At 69.0% G+C, this 21,699-nt stretch carries 25 protein-coding genes and 1 pseudogene; 16 read left to right on the top strand and 10 right to left on the bottom strand.

The window, feature by feature from the left end; all coding sequences use genetic code 11:
• Positions 1 to 2 precede the first annotated feature (2 nt).
• The 9 genes from G6038_RS04985 (at position 3) to G6038_RS04945 (ending at position 8,715) form a co-directional block, all read left to right on the top strand.
• Entirely contained in the window at positions 3 to 1,550 is a 1,548-nt protein-coding gene (locus G6038_RS04985; protein ID WP_165036205.1) for a FadD3 family acyl-CoA ligase, read from the top strand.
• Positions 1,547 to 2,440 carry an enoyl-CoA hydratase gene (locus G6038_RS04980; RefSeq protein ID WP_165036204.1) on the top strand — a complete coding sequence of 298 codons (894 nt, stop codon included), beginning with the start codon at positions 1,547 to 1,549 and terminating at the stop codon, positions 2,438 to 2,440. The genes G6038_RS04985 and G6038_RS04980 overlap by 4 nt, the downstream gene beginning before the upstream one ends.
• The gene (locus tag G6038_RS04975) at positions 2,440 to 3,600 is read left to right on the top strand and encodes an acyl-CoA dehydrogenase family protein (RefSeq protein WP_165036203.1); all 1,161 of its coding nucleotides are present in this window, start codon (positions 2,440 to 2,442) and stop codon (positions 3,598 to 3,600) included. The genes G6038_RS04980 and G6038_RS04975 overlap by 1 nt, the downstream gene beginning before the upstream one ends.
• Entirely contained in the window at positions 3,597 to 4,562 is a 966-nt protein-coding gene (locus tag G6038_RS04970; protein WP_165036202.1) for an acyl-CoA dehydrogenase family protein, read from the top strand. Before G6038_RS04975 ends, G6038_RS04970 begins: the two co-directional genes overlap by 4 nt.
• The gene (locus G6038_RS04965) at positions 4,559 to 5,608 is read left to right on the top strand and encodes an acyl-CoA dehydrogenase family protein (protein ID WP_165036201.1); all 1,050 of its coding nucleotides are present in this window, start codon (positions 4,559 to 4,561) and stop codon (positions 5,606 to 5,608) included. The genes G6038_RS04970 and G6038_RS04965 overlap by 4 nt, the downstream gene beginning before the upstream one ends.
• 102 nt (positions 5,609 to 5,710) lie before the next feature.
• Positions 5,711 to 6,586: an aldo/keto reductase gene (locus G6038_RS04960; protein WP_165036200.1), complete on the top strand. Its 876-nt coding sequence runs from the start codon at positions 5,711 to 5,713 to the stop codon at positions 6,584 to 6,586.
• 188 nt (positions 6,587 to 6,774) lie between these two features.
• Positions 6,775 to 7,491, top strand: coding sequence for an acetoacetate decarboxylase family protein (locus G6038_RS04955; RefSeq protein ID WP_165036294.1), 717 nt, complete (start codon positions 6,775 to 6,777; stop codon positions 7,489 to 7,491).
• Positions 7,492 to 7,567: 76 nt separating this feature from the next.
• A complete protein-coding gene (locus tag G6038_RS04950; protein WP_165036199.1) occupies positions 7,568 to 8,194 on the top strand; it encodes a PRC-barrel domain-containing protein in 627 nt (208 codons plus the stop codon).
• Positions 8,191 to 8,715 (top strand): DUF4190 domain-containing protein, encoded by a 525-nt coding sequence (locus tag G6038_RS04945; protein ID WP_165036198.1) that lies wholly within the window; start codon positions 8,191 to 8,193, stop codon positions 8,713 to 8,715. Before G6038_RS04950 ends, G6038_RS04945 begins: the two co-directional genes overlap by 4 nt.
• Before the next feature lie 28 nt (positions 8,716 to 8,743).
• Here the strand turns inward: G6038_RS04945 and hsaB are convergent, their stop codons facing one another.
• The 4 genes from hsaB to hsaA are packed head-to-tail and all read right to left on the bottom strand — an operon-like array spanning position 8,744 to position 12,318.
• Positions 8,744 to 9,319, bottom strand: coding sequence for a 3-hydroxy-9,10-secoandrosta-1,3,5(10)-triene-9,17-dione monooxygenase reductase subunit (hsaB, locus tag G6038_RS04940; RefSeq protein WP_165036197.1), 576 nt, complete (start codon positions 9,317 to 9,319; stop codon positions 8,744 to 8,746).
• Positions 9,316 to 10,218, bottom strand: coding sequence for an iron-dependent extradiol dioxygenase HsaC (gene hsaC, locus G6038_RS04935; protein ID WP_100056577.1), 903 nt, complete (start codon positions 10,216 to 10,218; stop codon positions 9,316 to 9,318). The genes hsaB and hsaC overlap by 4 nt, the downstream gene beginning before the upstream one ends.
• 1 nt (position 10,219) lies before the next feature.
• Positions 10,220 to 11,131, bottom strand: coding sequence for a 4,5:9,10-diseco-3-hydroxy-5,9,17-trioxoandrosta-1(10),2-diene-4-oate hydrolase (hsaD, locus tag G6038_RS04930; protein WP_165036196.1), 912 nt, complete (start codon positions 11,129 to 11,131; stop codon positions 10,220 to 10,222).
• Positions 11,132 to 11,142: 11 nt separating this feature from the next.
• A complete protein-coding gene (gene hsaA / locus G6038_RS04925; protein WP_165036195.1) occupies positions 11,143 to 12,318 on the bottom strand; it encodes a 3-hydroxy-9,10-secoandrosta-1,3,5(10)-triene-9,17-dione monooxygenase oxygenase subunit in 1,176 nt (391 codons plus the stop codon).
• A 191-nt stretch (positions 12,319 to 12,509) separates the two neighbouring features.
• On the opposite strand from hsaA, the gene G6038_RS04920 reads away from it, so the two are divergent.
• Positions 12,510 to 13,652 (top strand): Rieske 2Fe-2S domain-containing protein, encoded by a 1,143-nt coding sequence (locus G6038_RS04920; RefSeq protein ID WP_165036194.1) that lies wholly within the window; start codon positions 12,510 to 12,512, stop codon positions 13,650 to 13,652.
• Between the two features lie 2 nt (positions 13,653 to 13,654).
• The gene (locus G6038_RS04915) at positions 13,655 to 13,993 is read left to right on the top strand and encodes a hypothetical protein (RefSeq protein WP_165036193.1); all 339 of its coding nucleotides are present in this window, start codon (positions 13,655 to 13,657) and stop codon (positions 13,991 to 13,993) included.
• 120 nt (positions 13,994 to 14,113) lie between these two features.
• Here G6038_RS04915 and G6038_RS04910 read toward each other — a convergent pair whose 3' ends face one another.
• A complete protein-coding gene (locus G6038_RS04910) occupies positions 14,114 to 14,416 on the bottom strand; it encodes an MGMT family protein (RefSeq protein WP_165036192.1) in 303 nt (100 codons plus the stop codon).
• 14 nt (positions 14,417 to 14,430) lie between these two features.
• Entirely contained in the window at positions 14,431 to 14,640 is a 210-nt protein-coding gene (locus G6038_RS04905) for a DUF2945 domain-containing protein (protein ID WP_165036191.1), read from the bottom strand.
• A gap of 58 nt (positions 14,641 to 14,698) precedes the next feature.
• Between G6038_RS04905 and G6038_RS31790 the strand changes: the two genes are divergently transcribed.
• Both G6038_RS31790 and G6038_RS04900 read left to right on the top strand, forming a co-directional pair.
• Positions 14,699 to 14,833, top strand: coding sequence for a hypothetical protein (locus G6038_RS31790; protein WP_276613807.1), 135 nt, complete (start codon positions 14,699 to 14,701; stop codon positions 14,831 to 14,833).
• Positions 14,834 to 14,865: 32 nt separating this feature from the next.
• The gene (locus G6038_RS04900) at positions 14,866 to 15,072 is read left to right on the top strand and encodes a zinc-ribbon domain-containing protein (protein ID WP_346772742.1); all 207 of its coding nucleotides are present in this window, start codon (positions 14,866 to 14,868) and stop codon (positions 15,070 to 15,072) included.
• A 256-nt stretch (positions 15,073 to 15,328) separates the two neighbouring features.
• Here the strand turns inward: G6038_RS04900 and G6038_RS04895 are convergent.
• Positions 15,329 to 15,424, bottom strand: a pseudogene (locus tag G6038_RS04895) (IS5/IS1182 family transposase); the annotation flags it as partial.
• A gap of 209 nt (positions 15,425 to 15,633) precedes the next feature.
• Between G6038_RS04895 and G6038_RS04890 the strand changes: the two are divergent.
• Entirely contained in the window at positions 15,634 to 16,278 is a 645-nt protein-coding gene (locus G6038_RS04890) for a dihydrofolate reductase family protein (RefSeq protein WP_165036189.1), read from the top strand.
• Between the two features lie 281 nt (positions 16,279 to 16,559).
• On the opposite strand, the gene G6038_RS04885 is transcribed toward G6038_RS04890, so the two are convergent.
• The 3 genes from G6038_RS04885 to G6038_RS04875 form a co-directional block, all read right to left on the bottom strand.
• Positions 16,560 to 18,068: a protein adenylyltransferase SelO gene (locus G6038_RS04885; RefSeq protein WP_165036188.1), complete on the bottom strand. Its 1,509-nt coding sequence runs from the start codon at positions 18,066 to 18,068 to the stop codon at positions 16,560 to 16,562.
• Positions 18,069 to 18,263: 195 nt separating this feature from the next.
• The gene (locus tag G6038_RS04880; RefSeq protein ID WP_165036187.1) at positions 18,264 to 18,749 is read right to left on the bottom strand and encodes a hypothetical protein; all 486 of its coding nucleotides are present in this window, start codon (positions 18,747 to 18,749) and stop codon (positions 18,264 to 18,266) included.
• Between the two features lie 153 nt (positions 18,750 to 18,902).
• On the bottom strand, positions 18,903 to 19,304 hold the full coding sequence (locus G6038_RS04875) for a DUF6223 family protein (protein ID WP_165036186.1): 402 nt from the start codon (positions 19,302 to 19,304) through the stop codon (positions 18,903 to 18,905).
• 230 nt (positions 19,305 to 19,534) lie between these two features.
• Between G6038_RS04875 and G6038_RS04870 the strand changes: the two genes are divergently transcribed.
• Together G6038_RS04870 and G6038_RS04865 are read left to right on the top strand one after the other, a co-directional pair.
• Entirely contained in the window at positions 19,535 to 20,791 is a 1,257-nt protein-coding gene (locus G6038_RS04870; RefSeq protein ID WP_165036185.1) for a sensor histidine kinase, read from the top strand.
• The gene (locus G6038_RS04865; RefSeq protein WP_165036184.1) at positions 20,788 to 21,480 is read left to right on the top strand and encodes a response regulator transcription factor; all 693 of its coding nucleotides are present in this window, start codon (positions 20,788 to 20,790) and stop codon (positions 21,478 to 21,480) included. Before G6038_RS04870 ends, G6038_RS04865 begins: the two co-directional genes overlap by 4 nt.
• The last annotated feature ends 219 nt before the right edge of the window (positions 21,481 to 21,699 follow it).

The raw sequence follows: 21,699 nt of genomic DNA, 5'->3' as shown, positions 1-21,699 counted from the left end.
CCGTGACTGCACAACCGAGAACCACACCGGCCGCCCTCGAACGCGCCGCATCGGCGCATGCCGACCGGACCGCGATCGTCGACGGCGACGTGCGACCGACGTTCGCACACCTGCGCGACCTCGTCCGCGATTTCGCCGCGGCCCTGGTGGCCCGCGGCGTCGAACCGGGCGCACGCGTGGCGATCTGGTCGCCCAACACCCATCACTGGATCGTCGCCGCGCTCGGGATCCACTGGGCCGGCGGCGTCGTCGTCCCCGTCAACACCCGATACACCGGCAACGAGGCGCACGACATCCTCGACCGGATCGACGCCGGCGCTCTCGTCGTTGCCGGGGACTTCCTCGGCACCGACCGGTACGCGGCCCTGCGCGCGGTGGCGCCGGACCTGCACATTCCCACCGTCGTGCGAGTCCCACTGGGTGGGACCGACGCCCCCGCCGACGACGTGGTGGACTGGGACGAGTTCCTGGCCTCGGCGACGGCGGACGCGCGCGCCGAGGCCGACGCCCGCGCGCGGGCGGTCTCCCCCGACGACGTCTCCGACATCCTGTTCACCTCCGGCACCACCGGACGCAGCAAGGGTGTGCTCAGCGCCCACCGACAGCTGATCGGTGTCGCCCAGGCGTGGGCCGACTGCGCCGAACTCACGCCGGACGACAACTATCTCGTCATCAACCCGTTCTTCCACAGCTTCGGTTACAAGGCCGGTTTCGTCGCGGCGCTGCTCGCGGGCAGCACCGTCGTGCCGATGGCGGTGTTCGACGTCGAGAAGGTGATGGCCACCGTCGCCGACCGGCGGATCAGCGTGATGCCGGGAGCGCCGACGATCTACCAGAGCATCCTCGACCACCCCCGGCGCGACGAATTCGACATGTCGTCCCTGCGGATCGCGGTCACCGGGGCCGCACCCGTGCCCGTCGCGCTCGTCGAACGCATGCAGCACGAGCTGAGCTTCGACGCCGTGCTTACCGCGTACGGGCAGACCGAGGCCGTGGTCGCGACGATGTGCCGCACCGACGACGATCCCGTCACCGTGTCCACCTCCTCCGGCCGCGCCGCCGCCGGCTTCGAGGTCCGCATCGGCGACAAGGGCGAGATCCTGCTGCGGGGCCCCAACGTGATGCTCGGCTACCTCGACGACCCGGAGGCCACCGCCAAGACGATCGACGCCGACGGCTGGTTGCACACCGGCGACGTGGGCACCCTCGACGAACGCGGCTACCTCGACATCACCGACCGGCTCAAGGACATGTACATCAGCGGCGGGTTCAACGTCTATCCCGCCGAGATCGAGGCGGCGCTGATGCGCCTGCCCGGCGTGCACGAGGTCGCGGTCATCGGTGTGCCCGACGACCGCATGGGCGAGGTCGGCCGCGCGTACGTCGTCGCCCTCGAGGGCAGCGGCCTGACCGAGGAGGCCGTGATCGCGTTCTGCAAGGAGAAGCTGGCCAACTTCAAGGTGCCCCGCTCGGTCCGCTTCACCGGGCACCTGCCCCGCAACCCGTCCGGCAAGGTTCTGAAAAACATTCTGCGTGAGGAGAAGTCATGACCGTCCCCTACGAACCCGACGTCGTCACCTACGAGGTGCGCGACGGCGTCGCGATCGTCACCCTCAACCGGCCGGACTACCGCAACGCGCAGAACTCCGTGATGACCTACGCGCTCGATGCCGCCTTCGAACGCGCCGTCGAGGACGACGAGGTGAAGGTGATCGTGCTCGCCGGCAACGGAAAGCACTTCTCCGCCGGCCACGACCTGGGGACCCCCGGGCGTGATCACCACGTGCACTACGACAACAAGGCCGTCATGTGGTGGGACCACGTCGACAAGCCCGGTGGCGACCAGCGCTACGCCCGTGAGATGGAGGTGTACCTGGGCATGTGCCGCCGATGGCGGGAGATCCCCAAGCCGACGATCGCGATGGTGCAGGGCGCGTGCATCGCCGGCGGCCTCATGCTCGCCTGGGTGTGCGACCTGATCGTCGCGTCGGAGGACGCGTTCTTCTCCGATCCCGTGGTGCGCATGGGCATTCCCGGGGTGGAGTACTTCGCCCACCCGTGGGTCCTCGGCACCCGCTTCGCCAAGGAGATCCTCTACACCGGCGACCGCTTCGGCGCCCAGCGCGCGTACGAGGTCGGCATGGTCAACCGCGTCGTGCCGCGCGAGAAGCTCGAGGAGGAGACCCTCGCCCTGGCCGCGCGTATCGCCGAGATGCCGCGGTTCGGCCTGGCCCTGACCAAGCGCGCCGTCAACCAGTGCGAGGACCAGATGGGCATGCGAAACGGCATGGACTCGGTGTTCGGCCTGCACCACTTCGCCCACGCCCACAACGCCGAGGTCGGCACCGACTCCCTCGGCGGCATGAACGCGAAATCGATGGCCGCGAGCGCACGCCCGGTGAGCGGCGGGAACTCCGCCGCGCAGGAAGGAACGAAGTAGTGGATCTGCAACTCGACGACGCGACCCTCGCCTTCCGCGACGAGGTCCGCGCCTTCCTCGCCGAGAACGTCCCGTCGAGCCCGCTGAAGTCCATGGACACGGCCGAGGGCTTCGAGGAACACCGCAAGTGGGAACGCATCCTCGCCGACGCCCGGCTGTCCGCGGTGTCCTGGCCCGAGGAACTCGGCGGCCGCGACGCCTCGCTGCTGCAGTGGGTGGTGTTCGAGGAGGAGTACTACCGCGCCGGGGCACCCGGACGCGTCAGCCAGAACGGCATCTTCCTGCTCGCCCCCACCCTGTTCGAGCACGCCCACCCCGACCAGCTCGCCCGCATCATGCCCCGCATGGCGCGCGCCGACGACATCTGGGCGCAGGCCTGGTCCGAACCCGAGTCCGGCAGCGACCTCGCGTCGCTGCGCTCGACGGCCACCCGCGTCGACGGCGGCTGGCGGCTCAACGGGCAGAAGACGTGGAGCTCCCGGGCGTCCTTCGCGGACATGGGCTTCGGCCTGTTCCGCTCCGACCCGGAAGCGCAGCGGCACAAGGGCATCACGTACTTCATGTTCGACCTGCGCGCGGAGGGCGTCACCGTCCGGCCCATCGACCAGCTCGACGGCGAGCCCGGTTTCGCCGAGATCTTCCTCGAGGACGTGTTCGTGCCCGACGATCCCGCCGACCCCGGCGCGTCCGGGGTCATCGGCGACGTGAACGAGGGCTGGCGGGTCGCGATGAGCACCGCCTCCAACGAGCGCGGCCTGTCGCTGCGCTCCCCCGGGCGGTTCCTCGCGACCGCCGACCGGCTGCTGCAGCTGTACAAGTCGTCGGACCTGCGCGGCGACGCGGCCCTGCGCAACCGCGTCGCCGACACCTGGATCGGCGCGCGCGCCTACGAGTTGTCCACCTGGGGCACGGTCACGCGGTTGCAGGACGGCGGGCAGCTCGGCGCGGAGTCGTCCATCAACAAGGTGTTCTGGTCGGAGTGGGACATCGCCGCCCACGAGACGGCGCTCGACCTGCAGGGCGCCGCCGCCGAACTCGTCGACGGCTGGACGGACGGCTACCTGTTCTCGCTGTCCGGCCCGATCTACGCCGGCACCAACGAAATCCAGAAGAACGTCATCGCCGAGCGCCTGCTCGGCCTCCCGAAGGGCGACCGATGAGATTCGCGCTCGACTCCTCCCACGAGGACTTCGCGTCCAGTATCGATGCGCTGCTCGCCAAGTCCGACATGCCTGCCGCGATCCGCGCGTGGAGCGCCGGCGACACCGGCCCCGGCCTGAAGGTGTGGCAGCGGCTCGCCGAGATCGGGCTCGGCGGCCTGCTCGTCGGCGAGGACCACGACGGCGTGGGTGCCGACGCGGTCGACCTCGTCGTCGCCGTCGAACAACTCGGCCGCCACGCCGTGCCGGGCCCGGTCGTCGACACCGTCGCCGTCGTCCCGGTGCTGCTCACGGCCGCGGCGCCGGACCGGTTGCCGGCTCTGGCCTCCGGCGCGCTCGCGACCGTCGCCGCGGCGCCGGACGTGCCGTTCGCGGTCGACGCCGACGTCGCCGACCTGGTGCTGCACGTCGACGGCTCGGCCGTGTCCGTCGGCACCCCGGGGCAGCCGCGCGAGTCCGTCGACCCGGCCCGTCGGCTTTTCCCCGTCGCGGCGGGAGAGTCTTTGGGCGAAGCCGACTTCGGTGCCGCGTTCGACCTCGGCGCGCTGGCCACCGCGGCGCAGCTGCAGGGGCTCGGCCGGACGCTGCTCGAGCGCACCACCGAGTACGCGCAGCAGCGCCGGCAGTTCGGCCGGGCCATCGGCTCCTTCCAGGCCGTCAAGCACCACCTCGCCGAGGTGGCCGTCGCGCTGGAGATGGCCCGGCCGCTGCTGCACGGCGCGGCGCTGTCGGTGCGCGACGGGCTGCCCCAGGCGTCGCGGGACGTCTCCGCCGCCAAGGTCGCCTGCGGCGACGCCGCCTACCGTGCGGCCCGGACCGCGCTGCAGGTGCACGGCGCCATCGGCTACACCCGGGAACACGACCTGTCGCTGTGGCTGACGAAGGTCCGCGCCCTCGTCACCGCGTGGGGCACGCCCGACGTGCACCGGGCGCGGATCGTCGACGCGCTGGAGGCGTCGTGACGTTCGAAACCGAGGACCGCGCCGCGCTGCGCGAGTCGGTGCGCAACCTGCTCGGCAAGCACTCCGACTCGTCGACGGTGCGCAAGGCGATCACCGCGCCCGAGGGTTACGACGCCGCCCTGTGGGAGCTGATGGTCGAGCAGATCGGGGTGGCGGCGCTCGCCGTGCCCGAGGACTACGACGGGGTGGGCGCCTCGCTCGCCGAGACCCACGTCGTGCTCGAGGAACTCGGCCGGACGCTGACGCCGTCGCCGATGCTCGGCTCGGCGGTACTCGCGGCGCAGGCGCTGCTGCTGTCCGGCGACACCGAAGCGTGCGCGCGGCTGCTGCCGGGCATCGCCGCCGGGGAGATCGCGGCCGTGTGCTGGGCCTCGGCGGCGGGCTGGTCGTCGCCGGGGGTGACCGCCACCGGCGACCGGCTCGACGGCACCGCGCACTACGTGCTCGGCGGAGACGTCGCGCGCACCCTGCTGGTGCTCGCGCGCGACGGGGACGCCGTCGCGCTGTTCGAGGTGGATCCGGACGCGACCGGCGTGACCCGGCGCCGGGTGCCGACGATGGACCCGACCCGCACCCTCGCGCAGGTGCGGTTCGACGGGGCGCCCGGACGGCCGCTCGCGTGCCCGGCGGATCTCGTGGACCGGTTGCGCACCGTCGCACTGATCGCGCTGTCGGCCGAGCAGGTCGGTGCGGCACAGGCCGCGCTGGAGCTGACCGTGGAGTACACGAAGAACCGCAAGCAGTTCGGCCGCGTCATCGGGTCCTTCCAGGCGCTCAAGCACCGCATGGCCGACATGTACGCGCTGGTGGAGACCGCGCGCTCGATGTCGTACGCGGCGGCGTTGTCGCAGGATGCGCAGGACGCGTATGCGGCGAAGGTGTACTGCTCGGAGGCGTTCGAGCAGGTGGCCGCGGAGACGATCCAGTTGCACGGCGGCATCGCGATCACGTGGGAACACGACGCGCAGCTGTACTTCAAGCGCGCCCACGGCACCGCCCAGCTGTTCGGGCAGCCGCGCGAGTTCCTGGCCGCGATCGGAATGTGACGCCCGCGTGCCCGAGCGAATGGACCATCGCGTCGACCTGATCGAGTGAGGGGTACATTCGCTCGGGCCGCGGGGCGATCCCCCAGTCGTTAGCCTGGGACGATGAGCACTCCCGTGATCACGCTGAATTCCGGAACGACCATCCCGCAGCTCGGCCTGGGAGTCTGGCAGGCCACCAACGAGCAGACCGAACACGCCGTGCGCTTCGCCCTCGACGAGGCCGGCTACCGGCACATCGACACCGCCGCCGCGTACGGGAACGAGGAGGGCGTCGGGCGCGGTATCGCGGCCTCCGCGGTCCCGCGGGAGGACGTCTTCCTCACCACGAAGCTGTGGAATGCCGACCAGGGCTACGACCGGGCGCTGACGGCGTTCGACGAGAGCCTCCGCCGCCTCGGCACGGACTACGTCGACCTGTACCTGATCCACTGGCCGTTGCAGGACAACGACCGGCTGCTGCGCACCTGGGACGCACTCGAGAAGATCGCCGGGTCCGGCCGGGCAAAGGCGATCGGCGTGTGCAACTTCGAGCCGCACCATCTGCAGTTGCTCGTCGATCGCGGCGGCATGCTGCCCGCCGTCGACCAGGTGGAGTTGCACCCGCATCTTCCCCAGCAGGAGATCCGCGCCTTCGCGGCCGACCACGGGATCGCCGTCGAATCGTGGAGCCCACTGGGCGGTACCAGCAATTCCGGCTGGGGCCGCGACTCCAAGCCGAACACGCTGCTGATCGATCCGATCATCACGCGCATCGCGGACCGGCACAGCAGGTCCGCGGCCCAGGTGCTGATCCGCTGGCACCTGCAGAACGGCCTGATCGTGATCCCGAAGTCGGTCCACGACGCGCGGATCGCGCAGAACTTCGACGTGTTCGACTTCGAACTCGACGACCTCGACCTGAGCGAGATCGCGACCCTCGACGACGGCACACGTGTCGGCATGCACCCGGACGAGATGGACCTCGGCGCACCGAGCTGACGAAGCCACCGTGCACGGGCGGCCGCGCCCATCCGGCGCGGCTGCCCGCTCTTCGGACACATTCGCCGACCACCCTTGCGCTCCCAGCACGGACCACGAATAGTAGAACACGTTCTCATCAGCAACCCGGCCGGCCACCGCCGGGTTCGCGATCGGTCCGTGCAGAGGGGCAGGGCGTGACGACACACATGATCTCGGGCACCGCAATCGAGATGCCGGTGCGGGTCCGGACCGCGACGGCATTCACGGCGATGTACTCGGTGCCCGCCGCGCCGGCTCAGGCGCTGATCGACCACACGGGACTCGAACTGCTGCACCCCCGCCCGGGTCGCGGAGTCTGCATCCTGGTGTTCGTGGACTACGTCGACGGAGATCTCGGACCCTACAACGAGTTCGGCGTGTGCTTCCTCGTCCGTGACCATCGCCGGCGCGGCGGCACCGTGCTGCAGGATCTGCGGGAACTCGCCCGCGGCGGCGCCGGTGCCCTCATTCATCAACTGCCCGTCGACGGCGAGTTCACCCTGGCGGGAGGACGGGGAATCTGGGGGTTCCCCAAGATCCTCGCCGACTTCGACGCCGACCACGCCGGCGCCGTCAAGCGCGCGTCGGTGAGCCGGGACGGGCAGCTGATCGCGGAACTGTCGGTGCGACCGGGCCTCGCGGTTCCCGGACGTGGTGCCGCCGCCTCCGTCACGGCCTACGCCCATCTGGACGGGATCACCCGGCACACCGGATGGGCGATGAATCCCGCCGGCGTGCGCAGCCGCGTCGGCGGCGCCACCCTGCGCCTCGGAACCCACCCCATCGCCGGCGAACTGCGCGCGCTGGGGCTGCCCCGGCGCGCGCTGCTCACATCGTCGATCCCCCGTCTGCAGATGACCTTCGGAGACGCCGAACCGATCTGATCCGGCCTTCGGGTTTCGACGCCCGTCGCAGCGGGCACTCACCGGGTCGAAGACACAATCGATCGGTGAGGTCACCATGATCAACAACAGCGACATCGATGCACTTGTCGGCGCCACCGTCTACGGACCCGGCGGCGACAAGCTCGGCAAGGTCGGCGAGGTCTACCTCGACAACCGCACCGGGAACCCTGCCTGGATCACCGTCGTCACCGGCCTGTTCGGCACCCGTCGGCATTTCGTGCCGATCGACGTCGCCGACCTGGACGGCAAGGACGTCCGTCTGCCGTTCGACAAGGACACGGTGACCGGCGCCCCGAACATCGACGAGGACGGCCGTCTCACCCCCGAGGAGGAGACGCAGCTCTACCGCTACTACGACAGGGCGGATACCGACACCGATACCGGTCGCTCGCCGGACGCCGACCGGACACCCGACGCCGATCGGGTGCGGGACACCGACCGGACGCCGGATACCCATCGCACCCCGGACACCCAGAGGCCGCCGCAGGGAGGCGTACCGGGTGTGGCCACCTCGGCTCCGCCGTCGGCCACACCGTCGCATCCGGGCGGTGGTGCCGGTGGCACAACACAACACGACGCCCCCTCGTCCGGACCGCGACTCCACAAGCGGGTCGTGACCACCGAGTACTACGTCGACGAGGGCACCCCCGGCCAGCATCCCGACCAGGAGGACCGACGATGATCGAACGCGAGCCCGCCGGCGCCAGCGCAGCCGGCCGAGACCCCGTTCCGGGCCGCGACCCCCTTCCCGGCCGCGATCCGGTTCCCGGCCGCGACCGCGTGGTGGCGGACGACCGGGTGACGGACCGCACCACCACCGCCGCTCCCTTCGAGGAGCGGGTGACGACGAAGCCGGCCAAGACCAGCGTGGCCGCCGCCCTCGCGCTCGCCGTCGGCACCGCCGCCCTGGTGTGCGTGCTCTCGCTCGTCCTCTCTCCCGTGGGTCTGGTGCTCTCCCTCCTCGGGCTCGTGCTCGGCATCGTGGGTCTGCGCGCGGCACGTCGCCTGGGCGTGACCGGGCGCGGCGTCGCCATCGCGGGCATCGTGCTCAGCATCGTCTCGCTCGTGCTGTCGATCGCCTACGTGGCGGGCGTGGTGACGGTGCTCAACAACGACCGCATGGTCGAGCAGCTCGAACAGCAACTCGACCGGGCCCGGGACCAGCTGCCCGACAGCATCCAGGTGCCCCAGCCCAGCGAGTAACCGTCCGTCCGTCCGGCCGTGCCGGCCCTCAGAGCCAGGTGTCCTCGGAGGTACTGGTGAGAAACGCCTCGAGGTCGTCCCGCCAGGGGGCCGGTACGGTCTTGTCCGGCTCGATGCCGGTGTACTGGCCGCGATAGAACAACAGCGGCCGCTCCTTCTCGTCGCGCACCTCGCTGAGCGAGGACACTCGACCGAACACCACCCAGTGGTCGCCGCCGTCGTGCACGGTCTCGACGGTGCAGTCGATGTGCGCCAGGGATCCGGTCAGGACGGGCGAGCCGATCGGTGACGGACTCCACCCGACGCCGGCGAACTTGTCCGGCTCCCGGGATCCGAACCGGGCGCACGTGTCCTGCTGCTCCTCCGCGAGCACGTTGACGCAGAAGCGCCCGGATCGTTCGATCGCGGTCCACGACCGCGACGTTTTCGTCGGGCAGAACAACACCAGCGGCGGGTCCAGCGACAGCGCCGCGAACGACTGGCAGGCGAATCCCACCGGCTCGCCCGCGTCGACGGTGGTGATGATCGTGACCCCCGTGCAGAACTGGCCCAGCACGTTCCGGAAGACCCGGGGGTCGATCACACCGTCGTCGGGGGTGGTCACGGCTGCATCCCCACGCTGAAGTCGTGACCCCACAGGCTGACAGCCGTGGACTCCCGGGCGATCCACTCCTCGTCCTTGACCTGCCTTCCCTCGCAGCCGAATTCGACGTCGAAGCCGCCCGGGGTCTTCATGTAGAACGAGAGCATGAGGTCGTTGACGTGCCGGCCCAGCGTCGCCGACATCTTCACCTTGCGGCGCAGCGCCCGGTCCAGGCACAGCCCGACGTCGTCGGCGTTCTCCACCTCGATCATCAGGTGCACGATGCCACTCGGCGTGGGCATCGGCAGGAACGCCAGGCTGTGATGCCGTGGGTTGCACCCGAAGAAGCGTAGCCAGGCCGGTTTCCCGTCGGCCGGACGGCCTACCATCTGTGGCGGCATGCGCATCGAGTCCCGCAACCGGAAGCCGAGGACGTCGCGGTAGAAGTGCAGGGCCTCCTCGTCGTCGCGGGTGGACAGGACGACGTGCCCGAGTCCCTGCTCGCCGGTGACGAACCGATGCCCGTACGGGCTGACCACGCGGCGGTGCTCGAGCGCCACCCCGTGGAACGCCTCGAGGGTGTTGCCGGACGGGTCCTGGAACACGATCAGCTCGTCCACACGACGGTCGGCGAGCTGTTCGGCCGTGCCCTCCTTGAACGGGACCCCGGCGGCGGCGAGGTTGTCGCGGACCTCCTGCAGCTCGGCGGCGTTCGCCGTCTCCCAGCCGGCGACCAGCAGCCGGTCGCTCTCGTGCGGCTCGATGACCAGCCGGGCCGGGAAGTCGTCCATTCGCAGGTACAGGGCGTCCGGGTGGACACCCTTGCCCTCCACCATGCCGAGCACCTTCAGCCCGTATTCGCGCCAGGCGCCCATGTCGGTGGCGCCGATGCGCAGATACGCGAGGGATCGGATACCCATGTCAGACACTCCCGTCGCTTCGCTCGCCCCGACCGCTCCGGTCGGTCAGGAAATCGATTGTCAGGCGGTTGAACTCGTCGAACTTCTCGAGCTGGGCCCAGTGTCCGCAGCCCCCGAAGACGTGCAGTTGCGCCCGCGGGATCAGCTTGAGTGCGACGAGCGCCCCGTCGAGCGGGTTGACCCGGTCCTCCCGCCCCCAGATCAGCAGCACGCGCTGCCGCAGCTTGTAGGCGTCGCGCCAGAGCATGCCGAGCTCGAAGTCCGGACCGGAGAACGACTTCCCCATCGCACGGGCTGCTGCGAGCGACTCGGGGGTGCTCGCGGCGGCGAAGCGTTCCTCGATCAATTCGTCGGTGATCAGCGACTGGTCGTACACCATCACCCGGAGGAACGCCTCGAGCTTCTCCCTGGTCGGGCCCTCCGGCGGCGCCGCGAACCGGCCGAGGTGCTTCACACCCTCGGTAGGATCGGGCGCGAAGAGGTTGACGCTCAATCCCCCCGGTCCCATCAACACGAGCCGTCCGGACCGGTCCGGGAAGTCCAGCGCGAACCGCACCGCGGCACCGCCGCCGAGCGAGTTGCCGAGCAGGTGCACGCGCCCGTCGACGCCGAGGTGGTCGAGCAGGTCCTTCAGCGCGGTGGCGCTGTGCACGAAGTACTGTGGATGCTCGGTGGGCTTGTCGGACTTGCCGTAACCGGGCTGGTCGACGCAGATCACGTGGAAGCGCTCGGCCAGCACGGGGATGTTGCGGGCGAAGTTCGACCAGCCGGAGGCGCCCGGCCCGCCGCCGTGCAGCAGCACGATCGTGGTGTCGTGGCCGACCCCCGCCTCGTGGTAGTGCAACCGCAGGTCGTCGCGTACCTGAGCGAACCGGGACGTCGACTCGTAGGTGATCTCTTCCGTCACAGTCAATTCGATCTCCCCTACACCATCGTGTCGGTGATCGGGAGGCCGAACTCGCCGGCACCGAACATCACATAGGCGCGCTCGGCGTCGTTGGCGGCATGGACACGCCCGGCGTGGGCGTCGCGCCAGAACCGTTGGATCGGGGTGCCGTTGGCGAGGGCGGTGGCACCGGAGTTCTCGAACAGCAGGTCGATGGACGCAATGGCACGGCCGGTGGCGCGGACCTGGTCGCGACGCGCGCGCAGCCGCAGTTCCATCGGGACCTCCTCGTCGGCGACGAGGTGCGCGTACTCGTCGGCGACGTTTCCGGACAGCTGGCGCCACGCGGCGTCGATGTCGCTCGAGGCCTCGGCGATCCGCACCTTCGAGAACGGATCGTCCTTGGCCTTCTCCCCCGCGTAGGCGGCGCGCACGCGCTTGCCCTGATGCTCGACGTGTGCCCGGTAGGCGCCGTAGGCCATGCCGACGATCGGCGTGGAGATCGTGGTGGGATGGATGGTGCCCCAGGGCATCTTGTAGACCGGCGCGATGTTGCGCTCGAGTCCGGGGGCGGTGAGGTTGCTCATCGCCTTGAAGCTGAGGAAGCGGTGCCGGGGCACGAACACGTCCTCGACCACGATCGTGTTCGACCCGGTGCCGCGCAGGCCGACCACGTTCCAGACGTCGTCGATCGCGTAGTCCGCGCGCGGGATCAGGAAGCTGCCGAAATCGACGGGGCGGCCGTCCTTGAGGACCGGGCCACCGACGACGACCCACGTGGCATGGTCGCACCCGGAGGACCAGGCCCACGCGCCGTTGACCTTGTAGCCGCCGTCCACGACCTCACCGGCACCCATCGGGGCGTAGGAGGACGAGATGCGCACGTCGGTGTCCTCGGCCCACACGTCTTCCTGGGCCTGCTGCGAGAACAGGGCCAGGTGCCAGTTGTGGACACCGATGATCCCGGACACCCATCCGGTGGAGCCACACGCGCTCGCGATGTTGCGGACAGCCGTGTAGAACAGCACCGGGTCCGCCTCGTAGCCGCCCCACTGCTTCGGCTGGAGCAGCCGGAAGAACCCCGTCTCCTGCAGCGCCTTGATGGAGTCGTCGGGGATGCGGCGAAGATCCTCGGTCTCCTGTGCACGTTCCCGCAGGGCGGGCAGCAGCGCGTCGATCCGCTGCAGTACCTCGTGGCTCTCGTGGTCGCCCACTGGACGCTCCCGTCTGTTCCGGAAATGATCGCTTGCTTCGAGACTAGAACACGTTCCCATTCATGTCGAGACCGCGGAATCACCGCACGTCGGCGTCTTTTCTGTGGGACGAAAGTCCCGGTTCGCTTCCGGATCGCCGCATTATTCTATAACGTGTTCTACTAGACGAATCGAAGGGAAGTGAGGGGACAATGGCACAGATTCGCGAGATCGACGTCGGAGAGGTCCGCACGCGGTTCGCGCGGGGTTGGCACTGCCTCGGGCTCGCCAGGACGTTCAAGGACGGCAAGCCGCACGCCGTCGAGGCGTTCGGCACGAAGCTCGTGGTCTGGGCCGACAGCCAGGGCGACCCGAAGGTCCTCGACGCCTACTGCCGGCACATGGGCGGCGACCTGTCGCAGGGTGAGGTCAAGGGCGACTCCGTCGCCTGCCCGTTCCACGACTGGCGGTGGGGCGGCAACGGCAAGTGCACCGACATTCCCTACGCCCGGCGGGTGCCGCCGCTCGCCCGCACCCGCTCCTGGCTCACGATGGAGAAGAACGGGCAGCTGTTCGTCTGGAACGACCCCGAGGGCAACCCCCCGCCGCCGGAGGTCACGATCCCCGACATCGAGCAGTACGGGTCGGGCGAGTGGACCGACTGGACGTGGAACTCGATCCTCATCGAGGGCGCCAACTGCCGTGAGATCATCGACAACGTCGTGGACATGGCGCACTTCTACTACATCCACTACGCGTTCCCGACCTACTTCAAGAACGTCTTCGAAGGGCACGTCGCCGCGCAGTACCTCAACACCCGCGGCCGGCCCGACAAGGGCATGTCCACCCAGTACGGCATGGAGTCGCTGCTGAAGTCGTTCGCGGCATACTACGGTCCCTCCTACATGATCAATCCGATGACCAACAGCTACGGCGGCTACGAGGTCGAGTCGGTGCTGATCAACTGCCACTACCCGGTCACGCACGACTCGTTCGTGCTGCAGTACGGCATCATCGTCAAGAAGCCGACGGGGATGTCCGACGAGATGTCGGCCAAACTCGCCGCGAAGTTCACCGAGGGCATCGGCGAGGGCTTCCTGCAGGACGTCGAGATCTGGAAGAACAAGACCAAGATCGACAACCCGCTGCTCTGCGAGGAGGACGGCCCGGTCTATCAGCTGCGACGCTGGTACGAGCAGTTCTACGTCGACGTCGCCGACGTCACCGAGAAGATGACGCAGCGCTTCGAATACGAGGTGGACACCACCAAGGCCAACGAGGCGTGGCAGGCGGAGGTCGCCGAGAACCTCGCGCGGCAGAAGGCCGACCAGGGCAAGCAGGAAGCGGAGGTCTGACGATGGATCCCTCGACCCGGGCGCGCAGGTGGGCGAAGGCCCCGGACTTCGCCGGCCAGCCCGCGCGGGTCGAGGCGGTCCGTGCCCAGACCGCCATCGACAAGATCAACTATCTCGATTCGGGCCTGCACGAGGTGCAGTGCCGCGAGTGCGGCACCTGCGTCCTGGTGCGCAAGAACAGCTTCGACCACACGAGCGTGCAGTGGTGCGAGGACCCCGCGTCGGTGTGCCCGAACTTCCGGGACGACGCAGCCCCGGGTGCCCTGCGTGACGGCTGCCCGCAACTGCGCGCGAGCATCGAGCAGGCGGTGCTCGACGGCCGGATCACCGTGCCGGATTGACGTCGCCACGCCGCGGAGCGGCCCGAGTTGTTCGAGCGAATCGAGCACCGCCGCCGTCGCCGACACCCGATGGATGTGCCGCACCCGGCGCTTCTCGAGCCGACCTACCGTCAGGGCTCGTCAGTCCGTCCATCGTTGCCGCGCCCGTTGCATGTCGACCCGCTTCCCGGACACGGGGGTGCCCTCTTCGAGCAGGAGTGCCGGTGCACGACCGCCGTGACACGAGGCGGTTGTTCCGTCGGCGTGGACGACTCGCCACCAGGGCACGTTGTCGTCCAGCAGGCTCATCGCTCGGCCCACCTGCCGTGGACCCGCCCCGATTCTCTTGCCGATATCGCCGTAGGAGGCAACCGAGCCCGGAGGGATGGCGACGACTACCTCCCGGACCGCGTCGATGATGCTCGTCTCGTCTCGAGTGACCATCCGGATTCCGCCCCCTAGAGCTTCGTCAGCGCGTCGCCTTTGTGCATCGCGATGTGCTCGGTCTTGTCGCTCTTGATCTCGTACTGAGGGTGGCTCTCACTGCAATGCCGTGTGCGCCCCCTGAACTCCACGTCCTTCGTGTGCTTCCTGATGATGACGCCCTCGACGTATCCGGCTTCGGAGTTCCACCGGACATGGTCGCCGACGGAGAAGTCAGTCGCCATAGCCTCTTCCTCCACTCGATGCTCGTTCTCGTGAGGCTACCCGGCTCGCGGCTTCCGCATGCCGGCGGAAGAGGCGACAGCAGATCCCCGGCAGGCGGAGTTGGCTGGCGAGTCGGTCTTCGGGCAACTGGTGCCGATCGATATCGTCGGCTGTGGTCATCGCGTGAACTTCCTCGAGACCGTTGCCAACTGATGACCCTCTACCGAGGATCGCTCTATGCTGGCGTGGTGTTCCTTCTATTCGGCATCGGCACCAAGCGGCAACACCTCGGCTCAGGGCAGACCCGAACGTGCCCGCACTGCCACAACACCACACAGTGGGCACGGATCCGGGAATTCAACCAGTTCACGTTGTTCTTCGTTCCGGTCGCGCGATGGAAGCGCCGGCAGCTGGAGGAATGTGGCATCTGCGGCACCGCCGTCGAAGTCTGAGCGCCTTCAGTCCGGCGACGGGCACCGACGGAGCGTGCGTCGGCGCACTCAGCCGATACAGGGATCGACGAATGGAATCGAGCACCGGAGCTGCTCCAACGACATAGCACTATTTGCTGCCCAACGAAAATCGTTGAGCAACAGACCCTTTCACAATCATGTCGAAAACTCCGTCACGGGCGCTGTCTCCCGGACGCGCAACTGTTTCCACAAATCCACCCACATCGACCACCAGACCGGCTACCAGGCCCGAGATGACAGAACCGATTTTCTTGGGGCACAGGGTGATTCTGCCGAGTGCCATCCATCGGGTGGTGAGCAGCGCAGCAGCACGTTCGCCGAGGCACCGCAGACTGGTCGGCAGCATGTTGCAACACACGGTGTCGGCGCCCGGACTGCCGGGCACCGCACGGACGCCCACCGCAGAACCGGTGGTGACCGATGCACCGCGCGAGGCCGGTCGAGGAGGACGAAGTTCGATGCCGTCACAGCGATGAGTCCGCCGACGCCCGCGGGTCTACCTTTACGACCGAGACACACCACTTCACCGGGAGCCAAGCCATGGGCCTGATCGACATCGAACTGTTCACCACCCTCGACCTCGTCGGACAGGCACCGGGCGGCCCCGACGAAGACCCTGAAGGGTTCCCGTTCGGCGGCTGGCAGGCACCCCTGCTCGACGAGGTCACCGGCGCGCAGATCGGGGCCGCCTACGAAGGCACCGACGCCTTGCTGCTCGGCCGCCGGACCTACGACATCTTCGCCGCCTACTGGCCGTACCAGGACAGCGGCGAGGACAACGACATCGCCACGCTCTTCAACAGTGTCCCGAAGTACGTGGCCTCCCGCGGCCGGCCCGACCTCTCCTGGGCCGGATCCACGCAGCTCGGCCCGGATCTGGCCGGTGCGGTGCGCGAAATCCGGGACCGGCACGAGCACGTCAAGGTCGTCGGGAGCCTGGATCTGGTCCAGACCCTGCTGCGCGAGAAACTCTTCGACCGGCTCGACCTGTGGGTGCACCCGATCGTGCTCGGCGTCGGGAAGAAGGTGTTCGACGCCGGCGCGGTGCCCACCAACCTCACCCTCCTCGCACCGCCGGTAGCCGGCCCGACGGGCACCGTGTACCTGCGCTACGCGCTCGCCGACGGCATACCCGGCACCGGGGACATGAGCGCCCCCGACCGCGGCGCCGGGCGGGACGGCTGAACCCGCCCCGCACCAGCTGGGGCCGTGTCCTCGGCGGTGCCTCCGCCAGGTCTGCCATCGTCTTTCACGGCGACGACGGCGCCGCCGAGTACCACGACGCTCTGATCCATATGCCGCAAACCGCCACAGACCTCCCGCGCGGCCCAATCGGAAGGTTGACGACACCACGATCCGGGCGGACAGGAACAACGACGATACCGCCGTCGTTCCCGGCGGCGCATCACCGGCGAGGGAGTCCCCCGACACGAACACAGCAGTGCCCAGCGGCGTGTACTCGGACGTTATGTGCCGCAGAAGGTTCGGAAGGTCGCGCTGAACGACGGCGGGGCGGGTGTGGTGTAGTCGGACCACTCGTCACGGCGGTCGAACGGATGCGTGACGACCTCGAGCAGCTTCTCGAACGCAGCGAACTCACCGTCGGTCGCGGCACGCAAGGCGGCATCGACCTGATGATTGCGCGGGATGTACAGCGGGTTCACCCGGTCCATCGCGTCCGCGGTCGCCGCCGCTCCGCACCCCTGCGCGGTCAGGGCGCCGCGCCAGCGCTGCACCCAGGGCCCGATGCGCTCGCGTGGGACCAGGGCGTGCAGCGGTGCCGAATGTCCCCGCAGTTCGTCCGCGAGCGCACGGAAGCTGCCCGTCCAGTCGGCGCCGTGTTCGGCCATCAGCCTCAGCAGGTCGTCGACGAGCGCACGGTCGAGGAGCGTGCCGGCCGCCCCGAGTTTGGCCGCCATCCCGGCCGCGTAGTGGCCCTCGTACCGCTCCTCGAAGGTGTCGAGGACTGCCGACACCGCCGCAATCGCGTCCTCCGGTGTGGAGTCGATCAGCGGCAGCAGCGTTTCCGCGAAGCGCGCCAGATTCCACTTCAGGACAGCGGGCTGGTTGCCGAACGCATAACGGCCGCCGTGATCGATCGAACTGAACACCGCCGCCGGGTCGAACGCATCGAGGAAGGCGCACGGACCGTAGTCGATGGTCTCCCCCGAAATGGTCGTGTTGTCGGTGTTCATCACCCCGTGCACGAAGCCGGTGAGCGTCCACTGCGCCACCAGTGCTGCCTGTGCCTCGACCACCGCCTCGAAGAACGCCAGGTAGCGACTGCCCTCACCCGTCGCCGGCAGCTCGGTCGCCTCCGGATAGTGGCGGGCGATCGCGTAGTCGGCCAGCCGCTGCAGGACCCCCTCCTGCCGGGCCGCGAATTCGAAGGTGCCGACCCGCAGGTGACTGGCCGCGACCCGGGCGAGCACGGCACCGGGCTGTGCGCCGTCTCGGCGTACGCGGCGGCCCGTCGAGACCACCGACAGCGCGCGCGTCGTGGGAATACCGAGGGCATACATGGCCTCGCTGACGAGGTATTCGCGCAGCATCGGGCCGAGCACCGCGAACCCGTCACCGCCCCGAGAAAAAGGCGTGGGCCCCGAGCCCTTCAGGTGCAGGTCCACTCGCCGACCGTCACTGCCCACCACTTCGCCGAGCAGCAACGCCCGGCCGTCCCCGAGCAGGGGTGCGTACCCGCCGAACTGATGTCCCGCATACGCCATCGCGACCGGCGTGGCCCCGGCCGGCGCCGTCGAGCCGGACAGCACCCCGATCCCGACCTCGCTCCGCAGCACCTCCACGTCCCACCGCAGCGACACCGCGAGCTGCTCGTTGAGCACCAGCAACGTCGGGTCGGGGGCATGAGCGCCCTGCCACGGCACCGCGAGGGCGGCCAACTCGTCGGCAAAGGTGCTTTCGAAGCCGGCCACCGCCGAGTTCGTGCTCACCGTGGACTCCGGGAATGCAGTCATCAATCGAGGGTAGCCACCGCACCACCTGTCCCGCCGCTCACGACCGAGAACACACCCGGCCGCCAGGTGCTCGACGGTCTGTACCCGCGCACCGGCAGCCCAGGTCAGTGGCCTGTTCATGTCTCATGATCACCCGGCAGAGGACAGCGCCTTTCCACCGTGCGGAGCGGGTGCCGTTCTCACGTCCTGACCGGATCACCTGCGACGAGAAAACAAGCCCCGCCGACGGCGCGAGTAGAACAACGCATCGTCCAGCGGCTCGTCGACCGCAATAATCCGCAGGTCGAGATCGACGGTCGGCGCGTCGTACAGATGGCGGATCCAGACACACACCCCGGTCCCGACGTCGAGGCGCACCACGGACTCGACCTCAGGAACCCAACCTGGTTCGTCGCTGCCGTAATCGAACCGGCCGGTCAACAACGCACAACAGTCACACCGCGGATCGTAGAAGCGGGTCGGCCCCACCCTCGCCTGCCAGGTGGGCCGACCGTAATGCTCGACCTCGGTCAGCTCGGCCGGCCGTACCGGCAGTTCGGGATGTGCGCACCGGTCGCTGTCGGCCAACTCGACGGGATTGAGCATTGCCGCCCAATGATATTCGGTGAAGAACGGCGCGACATAGTCGACGTCCGAGCGTGCCGGCAACGCGGTGACGAGCCCGTTCGCACCGAGGGACACCGCAGCGCCACGGTGACGACCGCGCCAACGCCCTAAACCGGTCGACGGTCGGGGCCACAGAAGACGAACCCACACTCATATGGTGGCAGGTCGAACCCGCCACGGTTCGGCTACCGCGCACCGGCACCGCGGGTGCACGCTGAAGGACGGGGGTCACGATGCGGGCACCGGCCTGGAATCGTGGCCGGCTCGGCTGGTGCGACGAGAGCGGGCCAGAGCCAGCCCGCCGAGGACCGTGCCGATCAGCCCGAGCGCCACGGCGAGGACGGCGCCGGCGAGCCCGTTGCCGGTGCCGAGTCCACCGGCGGAGTTGACCCCGTGCACCCCACCGGCGATGACGCTGATCGGTCCCAGCACCAGGGCCACGATCGTCCGGGCACGTCCGGTGCCGGTGCGTCGGGCTCGGGCCAGAGCCAGCCCGCCGGCGACGGCGCTGATCAGCCCCAGCACGGCTGCCGCGGTAGGCACGGTTCGCCCGACGCCGAGCTCGTAACCGGCGGCGACAACGGAGACGGGCGTGATCGCCGGTGCGGCAAGCAAATCGAGGACAGGCATTGCGGATCCTTTCGGTCGAACGACGGGTTCCGGCCGCGCTCGTGGAGGCCTCCGTCGTTGAGCGGACGCATACGATCGTCGCGTCTCGGCAACGGGATGTCCTCGGACGGCGGGCGACAGCGGATACGAAGTTCGACGTAGGTGGCTCGCGCGCAACCACGCTCCTCGACGTAGGCGGCCGCGCAGTTCACGGGAGTTGTTTTCCTCACCCGGAACCCTATGATCGCGCCATGCAGGATCGCGTCACGTTGTTCCGCCCGCCCGCCTGGGCGCAGGATGTGCTGCTGGCGGTATTCATCACTGTGATGCAGGTCCAGGGCACCGTCGTCCGCAACAGCGGGGAGCCCGAAGCAGTGCTGCGCTCCCTGTCCGACCCCGGGAACCTCGGCTACCTGCTGTTGATCGCCGGTGGCGCGGTCCTGGTCCTGCGCCGCCGCTGGCCCGTCGCAGTGTTCGCCGTGACCGCGCTCGCCAGCATGGTGTACTACACCCTCGATTTCCCGGACGGCCCCGCATGGCTGGGCCTGTTCGTGGCCCTCTACACCCTCACCGCCCGCGGCGACGGACGTCGCTCGCTGGCGATCGCCGGGGTGGGCATTGCAGCGCTGGCCGCGGTCTGGCTGATCGCCGCGACCGACATCGAACCCCCCGCCGCCATCGGCTGGGTGTACTTCCGGATCGGCGCCGCGGGCATGAGTGCCGCCCTCGGGGAGAGCGTCCGCTCGAGGAGAGTGATCGCGGAGGAAGCGCTCGAGCGCGCCGAACTGGCAGAGCGCTCTCGTGAGGACGAAGCCCGCGCGCGGGTCGACGAGGAACGACTCAGGATCGCGCGCGAGGTCCACGACACCGTCGCGCACGCCATCGCCATCATCAACGTCCAAGCCGGAGTCACCGCACACGTGCTGGACAAGCGACCCGAACGAGCACGCCAAACGCTCGAGGCCATCGAGCAGACCAGTTCCCGGGCCCTGCAGGAGATGCGGGCCATCCTCGGAGTCCTTCGCGACGACCACGACGGCCGCCTCCCACCCCCAGGGCTCGGACAGGTCGACGAACTCACCACCAGCGCACGCGAAGCCGGGCTCGACATCGAACTGGAGACGACATCACCCCCACCGCCCGTACCCAGCGCGGTAGGCAGCGCCGTGTACCGGATCCTGCAGGAGTCGATCACCAATGTGATTCGCCATGTCGGACCGACCCGGGTCGCGGTCGCACTGAACTACGGCCCCGACGTCGTGGAAGTCCGCGTGACGAACGACGGCCCGCGTACCGATGGGGACACCGACAAGGCGGCCGGCCGCAGGGGCGCCGACCGTGCCGGCGCCGGGTTCGCCGGCACGGGCACACGCGGCCGCGGGATCGTGGGGATGCGCGAGCGTTGCCAGCTCTTGGGCGGAGACTTCGACGCCGGCCCGCTCCCGGGCGGTGGCTTCGCCGTCACCGCCCGGCTGCCCTTGGCCCCGACCGCAACGATGAAGGTATGAACCCGGTGACAAGCGCATCCGGCCGCGGCACTCCGATCAAGGTCCTACTCGTAGACGACGAGCATCTGGTGCGGTCCGGCTTCAAGATCCTCCTCGAGGTCGAGGACGGCATCACGGTGGTCGGGGAAGCCGCAACCGGCGCCGAAGCCGTGGAGCAGGCCCGTGCTCTGCGCCCGGATGTCGTGCTCATGGATATCCGTATGCCGAAGATGGACGGCATCGAGGCCACCCGACAGATCGCCACCACCAACGGGCTCCAACACGTACGCATCCTCATCCTGACCACCTACGACACCGACGCCTACGTCTTCGAAGGCCTGCAGGCCGGCGCCAGCGGCTTCCTGCTCAAAGACGCCGGCCCGGCCGAGCTCCTGCACGGTATCCGCGTGGTCGCCGCCGGAGAAGCTCTGCTCGCACCGCGCATCACGCGCCGCCTCATCGCCCAGTTCACCGCCCAGCGCACAGCCGACAAGGCCGCCGATCATCGGCTTGCGGCCCTCACCGACCGGGAACGTGAGGTCCTGAAGCTGGTAGGTATGGGCATGAGCAACAACGAGATCGGCGCCGAACTCTGCCTCAGCCCGGCCACCGCCCGCACCCACGTCAGCCATGCCATGGTGAAACTCGGCGCTCGCGACCGCGCGCAACTGGTCGTCATCGCCTACCGGACAGGACTTGTGAAGCCGTAAGCGATCGGCCCGTCGACCCACGATCGGCGCGCCTGGCCACTACGCTCGGTCCCCCTTCGGTTCTGGATCCTCCACCGACAACACCTCAGGCCGTCATCACTCGGGGCGTGGGATGCCTCGCCCCGGCATGCCGCAGCCACGACATGCGACGGTCGTGATCGACCAGGAACCACACGCGGCCGCCGGCAGTGATCTCGTACTACCACTGCTCCGTCACCA

Source organism: Rhodococcus sp. 14C212 (assembly GCF_011058195.1).
Classification (GTDB): Bacteria; Actinomycetota; Actinomycetes; order Mycobacteriales; family Mycobacteriaceae; genus Rhodococcus; species Rhodococcus aetherivorans.
The sequence above is the reverse complement of the archived record's forward strand: the minus strand, read 5'-3'. Positions and strand labels throughout refer to the sequence as shown.

Bases quoted from the DNA above. Each gene is read 5' to 3' on its own strand.
- G6038_RS04875 (WP_165036186.1), bottom strand. From the start codon at position 19,304: ATGCCTGTCCTCGATTTGCTTGCCGCACCGGCGATCACGCCCGTCTCC.
- G6038_RS04970 (WP_165036202.1), top strand. From the start codon at position 3,597: ATGAGATTCGCGCTCGACTCCTCCCACGAGGACTTCGCGTCCAGTATC.
- G6038_RS04910 (WP_165036192.1), bottom strand. From the start codon at position 14,416: ATGGTCACTCGAGACGAGACGAGCATCATCGACGCGGTCCGGGAGGTA.
- G6038_RS04960 (WP_165036200.1), top strand. From the start codon at position 5,711: ATGAGCACTCCCGTGATCACGCTGAATTCCGGAACGACCATCCCGCAG.
- G6038_RS04980 (WP_165036204.1), top strand. From the start codon at position 1,547: ATGACCGTCCCCTACGAACCCGACGTCGTCACCTACGAGGTGCGCGAC.
- G6038_RS04915 (WP_165036193.1), top strand. From the start codon at position 13,655: ATGGATCCCTCGACCCGGGCGCGCAGGTGGGCGAAGGCCCCGGACTTC.
- G6038_RS04890 (WP_165036189.1), top strand. From the start codon at position 15,634: ATGGGCCTGATCGACATCGAACTGTTCACCACCCTCGACCTCGTCGGA.
- G6038_RS04885 (WP_165036188.1), bottom strand. From the start codon at position 18,068: ATGACTGCATTCCCGGAGTCCACGGTGAGCACGAACTCGGCGGTGGCC.
- G6038_RS04870 (WP_165036185.1), top strand. From the start codon at position 19,535: ATGCAGGATCGCGTCACGTTGTTCCGCCCGCCCGCCTGGGCGCAGGAT.
- G6038_RS04920 (WP_165036194.1), top strand. From the start codon at position 12,510: ATGGCACAGATTCGCGAGATCGACGTCGGAGAGGTCCGCACGCGGTTC.
- G6038_RS04865 (WP_165036184.1), top strand. From the start codon at position 20,788: ATGAACCCGGTGACAAGCGCATCCGGCCGCGGCACTCCGATCAAGGTC.
- G6038_RS04955 (WP_165036294.1), top strand. From the start codon at position 6,775: ATGATCTCGGGCACCGCAATCGAGATGCCGGTGCGGGTCCGGACCGCG.
- G6038_RS04950 (WP_165036199.1), top strand. From the start codon at position 7,568: ATGATCAACAACAGCGACATCGATGCACTTGTCGGCGCCACCGTCTAC.
- G6038_RS04945 (WP_165036198.1), top strand. From the start codon at position 8,191: ATGATCGAACGCGAGCCCGCCGGCGCCAGCGCAGCCGGCCGAGACCCC.
- G6038_RS04905 (WP_165036191.1), bottom strand. From the start codon at position 14,640: ATGGCGACTGACTTCTCCGTCGGCGACCATGTCCGGTGGAACTCCGAA.
- G6038_RS31790 (WP_276613807.1), top strand. From the start codon at position 14,699: ATGCCGGCGGAAGAGGCGACAGCAGATCCCCGGCAGGCGGAGTTGGCT.
- hsaC (WP_100056577.1), bottom strand. From the start codon at position 10,218: ATGGGTATCCGATCCCTCGCGTATCTGCGCATCGGCGCCACCGACATG.